The following is a 4639-nucleotide window of genomic DNA, read 5'->3' as shown; positions in this document are numbered from 1 at the left end:
CCGAACAGCGGCGCGGACGAGCTCTCAGGAGATTCCGCCCAAAGGACAGCGGCGCGCGGCCGGACCCGTCGCGGAAGGGGAGGCGGATCTCCAGGCCTGATGGCCCGCTTTTCGGGCCGGATATCCAGTCGGTAGGTGTTGCCTTGTTGGCACTCGCGTCGAGCGAACGTTCGCTCCGCCTCAAGCGTGCGTTGACAGTTATGTGCACGCGGTACACAAATCTGCCTGCTGACCGCGGCAGCAGGCCTGCGAGGCTGGCTGCCGGGTTTATTTGTTTTGTACTATGCGCTCGGCTTCCCCGGCTCGCCCTGCGCCCATTGGATTGCCAAACATGAAGCGGTTCATCCTTGCAACGATTCTGCTCGTCGTCGTCGTGGCGTTCTGTGGCGGTCTCATCTGGTTCAATTTCTTCCGGACCAAGATGATCGAGCAGTTCTTCGCCAACATGAAGGCGCCCGTCGTCACGATCTCGGCGATCACCGTCGAGCCGGCGCAGTGGACGCCCGGCATCGAGGCGGTGGGAACGGCCGCGGCGGCGGAAGGCGTCGACGTCGCGGTCCAGGCCGGCGGCATCGTCGAAAAGATCCTGTTCAAGGCGAACGACAAGGTCGAGCAGGGCCAATTGCTGGTGCAGATCGACGACGCCGTCGAGCGCGCCGGCCTGGTCAGCGCGAACACCGCCGTTGCCGTCAGCCAGGACGCGCTCAGCCGCGCCCAGGCGCTGCTGCAGCGCAATGTCAGCACGGTGGCCTCGCTGCAGGAAGCGCAGAACAATCTCGACAAGGCCAAGGGCGCGCTGACGCAGCTCGAGGCGACCCTCGATCAGAAGGCGATCCGGGCGCCGTTCCCGGGCACGATCGGCATTCCGAAGATCGACGTCGGCCAGTATGTGCAGCCGGCGACCGTCGTCGCGACGCTGCAGAATCTCGACCAGATGAAGGTCAATTTCAGCGTGCCGGAGCAGGAGCTTGGCTCGCTGAAGATCGGGCAGCCGGTTCGCTTCGGCCTCAGGGAGGACGACCTCAACTTCTCGGGCAAGATCACCGGCATCGACCCGAAGATCGACGCCGCCTCGCGCCTTGTCTCGGTGCAGGCGCTGCTCGACAACGCGGACGAGACGCTTCGCCCGGGCCAGTTCATTCGCGTCCGCGTCGACCTGCCGGTCGAACAGGGCGTGATCGCGCTGCCGCAGACGGCGGTCACGATCAGCCTCTATGGCGCCTATGTCTATGCCGTGCAGGATGCGCCGGCCGCGGCGCCGGCTTCCGGAGACGCTGCGAAGAGCGCCGAGGCTGCGAAGCCGGCCGACGCCGGCAAGCCCGCCGAACCGGCCAAGCCGGATCTCGTCGCCAAGCAGTTGTTCGTCAAGCTCGGCCGTCGTTCGGGCGATCGCATCGAGATCGTCGACGGCGTCAAGCCGGGCATGCAGATCGTCACTTCCGGGCAGAACAAGCTCTCCAGCGGCAGCCCGGTCGCCGTCGACAATTCGGTCCAGCCGGTTCCCGGCGCTGACGCCAATGCAGGGGCTTCCAAGTCATGAGTTTCTCGGAGCTCTTTATTCGACGGCCGGTGCTTGCAACGGTCGTCAGCCTGCTGATGCTGCTGCTCGGTGCGCAGGGCATCCTGTCGATGTCGATCCGTCAGTATCCCAAGGTGGACGAGACGGTCGTAACCGTCACGACCGTCTATCCGGGCGCCAGCGCCGACGTCATCCAGGGGTTCATCACCTCGACGATTGCGAAGTCGGTTTCTTCGGCCGAGGGCGTCGACTACGTCACGTCGAAGAGTTCGCTCGGCGTCTCGACGGTTTCCGTCTACATGCGGCTGAACACCAATCCGGACAAGGCGCTGACGGAAGTCATCGCCAAGGTCCAGCAGGTGCGCGGCAAGCTGCCGGACGAAGCCGAGGACCCGGTGATCCAGAAGGGCACTGGCTTCCAGTTCGCGCTGATGTATCTGGCGGCCCGCAGCGACACGATGAACGCGCAGCAGCTGACGGATTACCTGATCCGCGTGATCCAGCCGCGCTTCGCCACCGTCGACGGCGTCGCCAACGCCGAAATCCTCGGCGCGCAGGAATTCGCCATGCGTGTCTGGATCGATCCCGTCGCGCTCGCTTCGCGCAACGTGACGGCGACGGAAGTGCTGGCCGCCATCAAGGGCTCTAACTTCCTGTCGGCGCCAGGCAAGACCAAGAACGAGTTCTACGCCTATTCGATCGAGGCGAAGACGACGCTGCAGGATCCCGATACCTTCGGCGCGCTGCCGCTTCGCTCGAACGGGGCCGACATCGTGCGCCTGCGCGACGTCGCGACCATCGAGCTGGCGGCGGCCTCGACGGATACCGAAGTGCGCTTCAACGGCAAGCCCGGCGTGTTCCTCGGCATCTTCCAGACGCCGTCGGCCAACCCGCTCGACGTCGCCACCGGCGTGCGCAACGAGCTGCCGAAGATCGCCGCGTCGCTGCCCGAGGGCATGCATATCGAGTTGGTCTATGACTCGACCGAGGCGATCAGCGCGTCGATCGACGAGGTGCTGCACACGATCCTCGAGGCATCGGCGATCGTCGTCGTGGTGATCTTCCTGTTCCTCGGCTCGTTCCGTTCGGTGATCATCCCGATCGTCACCATCCCGCTATCGCTCATAGGCGTCTGTTTCATCCTATGGGCGCTCGGCTATTCGCTGAACACGCTGACCCTGCTCGCCATGGTGCTGGCGATCGGCCTCGTCGTCGACGACGCGATCGTGGTGGTGGAGAACATCCACCGCCATATCGAGGAGGGGCTGAAGCCGATGAAGGCGGCCATCGTCGGCATGCGCGAGATCACCGGCGCCGTCATCACCATGACGATCACGCTGGCGGCCGTGTATGCGCCGATGGCCTTCACCCAGGGCGTGACGGGCGCGCTGTTCCGCGAATTCTCGCTGACGCTCGCCGGCGCGGTGATCCTGTCGGGCTTCGTGGCGCTCACCGTGTCGCCGATGATGTCGGCCCGCATCCTGAAGCCGGGCGGCGGTCGTATCCAGCACTTCATCGACAAGGTGTTCGACCGCTTCAGCGCCTGGTATGCGCGTCGCTTGACTGGCTCCCTGAAGGTCCGGCCGATCACGCTGCTGATGGTGGCCGCCCTGCTCGGCACGATGGTCTTCCTCTTCCTCCATACGTCGTCTGAACTGGCGCCGGAGGAGGACGAGGGCGCGATGTTCACGCTGATCACGGCGCCGCAATATGCGACGATCGACTACACGCAGCTCTATGTCGACGAGATCGCGCAGAAAACCGCGGATATTCCGGAACGCGAGGCGCTGTTCTCGATCGCCGGATCCGGCTCTGCCAACTCGGCCTTCTCGGGCCTCGTGCTCAAGCCCTGGTCCGAGCGCACGCGCTCGCAGGCCCAGGTCCAGCAGGAGGTGCAGGGCCGTCTCGATACGGTGTCGGGCGTGCAGGCCTTCGTCTTCGCCGTGCCGTCGCTTCCCGGCACCGGCGGCGGCCTGCCGATCCAGTTCGTGGTTCAGTCGACCGAGCCGGCCGACCGCGTCTATGCGGTGGCCGAGGAGATCAAGAACCGCGCCATGGCGTCGGGCAAGTTCATCGTGGTGCAGAACTCGCTCTCCTTCGATACGCCGAAGGTGAATGTGGTGATCGACCGTAACCGCGCCGCCGCGCTCGGCGTCTCGGTGTCGGATATCGGCAACACGCTGACCCTGCTCGTCGGCGAGAACGGCATCTCGAAGTTCGACCGCGAGGCGCGCGCCTACGACATCATCACGCAGGTGCCGCAGAAGTACCGGCTCAATCCGGAAAGCCTGTCGACCTTCTTCGTGCGGTCGCAGGCGGGCGACATGGTGCCGCTCTCCTCGGTGGTGACGATCAATACCGAAGGTTCGGCGCCGGCGATCGAGCAGTTCAACCAGCTGAACTCGGCCACGCTTGCTGCGCTGCCGAGGCCGACGGTGACGTCGGGTGAAGGCCTGGCGACGCTGCAGCAGATCGCGACGGAAGTGCTGCCGCCCGGCTACTTCATCGAATATGCCGGCCAGTCGCGCACCGAGCTCGAGACGGGCAATTCGCTCCTGATCGTGTTCGCGCTCGCGATCGTCGTCATCTACCTGGTGCTTGCGGCGCAGTTCGAGAGCTTCCGCGATCCGCTCATCATCATGATGTCGGTGCCGCTCTCGATCTTCGGCGCGCTTATCCCGCTCAATCTGGGCCTGGCGTCGCTGAACATCTACTCGCAGGTTGGTCTCATCACGCTGGTGGGCCTGATCACGAAACACGGCATCCTGATGGTGGAGTTCGCCAACCAGTTGCGCGAGGAGCGTGGGCTGAACCGGCATGACGCCATCGTCGAGGCAGCGCGGGTTCGCCTGCGCCCGATCCTGATGACGACGGCCGCCATGGTGTTCGGCGTGGTGCCGCTGCTATTCGCGGTCGGCGCCGGCGCGAAGGCGCGCTTCTCGATGGGTCTCGTCATCGCGACGGGCATGTCGATCGGCACGATCTTCACCCTGTTCGTGGTGCCGATGTTCTACACCTACCTGTCGAGCGAGCATGCGAAGCAGGAAGACGAGGACGAGGCTCCGGCCGTTCCCGCAGGCGCGGAGCCGAAGCCGGCGCACTGAGCCGGTTTCCGCTGGA

General features: G+C 65.1%; 2 protein-coding genes. Both read left to right on the top strand.

Annotated features, from left to right (window positions below; translation table 11 throughout):
- Positions 1–331 precede the first annotated feature (331 nt).
- A complete protein-coding gene (locus OSH07_RS24320; RefSeq protein ID WP_266341304.1) occupies positions 332–1540 on the top strand; it encodes an efflux RND transporter periplasmic adaptor subunit in 1209 nt (402 codons plus the stop codon).
- The gene (locus tag OSH07_RS24315; RefSeq protein ID WP_266341303.1) at positions 1537–4623 is read left to right on the top strand and encodes an efflux RND transporter permease subunit; all 3087 of its coding nucleotides are present in this window, start codon (positions 1537–1539) and stop codon (positions 4621–4623) included. The genes OSH07_RS24320 and OSH07_RS24315 overlap by 4 nt, the downstream gene beginning before the upstream one ends.
- Positions 4624–4639: the final 16 nt, after the last annotated feature.

It is taken from the genome of Kaistia nematophila (assembly GCF_026343855.1).
Lineage (GTDB): Bacteria > Pseudomonadota > Alphaproteobacteria > Rhizobiales > Kaistiaceae > Kaistia > Kaistia nematophila.
The sequence above is the reverse complement of the archived record's forward strand: the minus strand, read 5'-3'. Positions and strand labels throughout refer to the sequence as shown.

What these genes read in the sequence shown, in the direction of transcription:
- OSH07_RS24315 (WP_266341303.1), top strand. Translation starts at nt 1,537, where the DNA reads ATGAGTTTCTCGGAGCTCTTTATTCGACGGCCGGTGCTTGCAACGGTC.
- OSH07_RS24320 (WP_266341304.1), top strand. Translation starts at nt 332, where the DNA reads ATGAAGCGGTTCATCCTTGCAACGATTCTGCTCGTCGTCGTCGTGGCG.